This is a genomic window from Streptomyces sp. NPDC002784 (assembly GCF_053592135.1).
In genome coordinates, this window is record NZ_JBSFVD010000155.1 from 1 (window position 1) to 1,714 (window position 1,714).

The 1,714-nt window shown below is 73.6% G+C and carries 2 protein-coding genes; one reads left to right on the forward strand and one right to left on the reverse strand.

The window, feature by feature from the left end:
- Window positions 1–540 (reverse strand): M23 family metallopeptidase (locus tag ACWD1Z_RS37380; RefSeq protein WP_451125365.1); only part of this gene is annotated, 540 nt, incomplete at its 3' end.
- 166 nt (window positions 541–706) lie between these two features.
- Here ACWD1Z_RS37380 and ACWD1Z_RS37385 point away from each other — a divergent pair.
- Window positions 707–1,714: SH3 domain-containing protein (locus ACWD1Z_RS37385; protein WP_451125367.1), on the forward strand; the 1,008-nt coding region annotated here is incomplete at its 3' end.

A 1,714-nucleotide genomic window follows, 5' to 3' on the forward strand; every position in this document is an offset into this window, starting at 1 on the left:
GCCACCGCCGCCGCCCCCGCCGGGCGTGCACGGCAGCGTGACTCCGCGGTCGCGCAGGTACGGCACCGGGTCGATGCCGCGGACCGTGGTGGAGGTGCCGACCCGCACCCGCAGATGCAGATGGACGCCGGTGGATTCGCCCTCGGAGCCCATCAGGGCGATGCGCTGACCGGCCGACACCTGCTGGCCGACGGAGACGTCCCGCTGGTACATGTGCCCGTACTCGGTCACCGTGCCGTCCGGGTGCAGGATGCGGATCCACTGGCCGTAGCCCTGGGCCGGGCCGGAGGCGATGACCTCGCCGGCGCCGACGGCGTGGATCGGGGTGCCGAGCGAACTCGCTATGTCGACACCGTCGTGGGTGCTGCTGTAGCCCTGGGTGATCACGCCGGAGGCCGGGCAGGAGCCGGCGAAGGCGGTGGCGGCGGTGGAGCCGTTCGTCGCCGCGTGACCGGGGGCGGCCGCCGCGAGGGGCAGCAGCAGGGCCGCCGCGGCCAGCAGACCGGCCCGCAGGTTCATGCCGCGCAGACCAAGACGCACGTGGGTTCCTCCCCTGAGATGACGGCTTCTGACGAGCCGTGGGATGCAGTGGTCCCGGACCCTAGGCGCGCGGCGGCCCCGAGGGGCATCCGGAAGTTTGCGGAGAGACGGCGCCCGCGGCGGGCGGTAGTCCTGGACCGTCGTCGCACCCACCGAGGGGGAAACCGTGTCTGTCACATCCGTGCGTGCCCAGTGGCGTACGCCGCTGTGGGCAACGCCGTTGCTGTGTCTGCTGCTCGTCCTGACGGGCCTGGCGGCGCCACCCGCCTCCGCGCGCGCCCAGCAGGACAGCTGGCGCATCGACCTGGCGGGACCGGAGGCCGACCGGGGCAATGTCGCCCGCCGTGCGGCCGGGCTCACCGTCAAGGACAGCCGGCACCGGACACCGTCGGAACCCGGCGCCTCCCACGCCGTGTACACCTCGCCCGGGAAGAGCCTCGGGCGCCAGCTCACGGCGTTCACCGTACGCACCCGGGCGGACGTCCCCGCCGGCACGAAGGTGCTGACCGAGATCCGGGGCAGCAACCACCCGGGCACCTGGACGCAGTGGCGGACCACGGGCGGCGCGGACGAGGTCAGGCTGCCGCAGGCGGTCTCCCTCCTCCAGGCCCGGCTCACCCTGCTCGGCGTCCCCGGTGGAGCGTCACCCACCGTCCGTGCCGTCACCGTCACCGCCGCGGCCGAGCAGCCCGCGCCGCGGCTTCCGCGTGACGGCAGGGCGGCGACCGCGTCCGGGCCCACCTACCGGCTCTTCGCCACCCGGGAGGGCCTCGTAGGACACACCACCGCCAACGGCCATGTCATCAAGCCCCGCGACCACTTCGTCGCCCTGCCCTCACGCCGGATGCTGGCCGGCAACGGCGGACACGAGTACCAGGTACGCCTCTGCTACAAGGGGCGGTGCGAGACCGCGCCCGTGTGGGACGTCGGTCCGTGGAACACCCGCGACGACTACTGGAACCCGCCCGCGCAGCGCGAGATGTGGCGTGACCTGCCGCAGGGCACCCCCGAGGCCCAGGCCGCGTACCAGAGCGGCTACAACGGCGGGCTCGACGAGTTCGGCCGACGGGTCGCCAACCCGGCCGGCATCGACGTCGCGGACGGCACCTTCTGGGACGGCCTCGGCATGACCGACAACGACTGGGTCGACGTCACCTTCATGCCGGACAGCGGT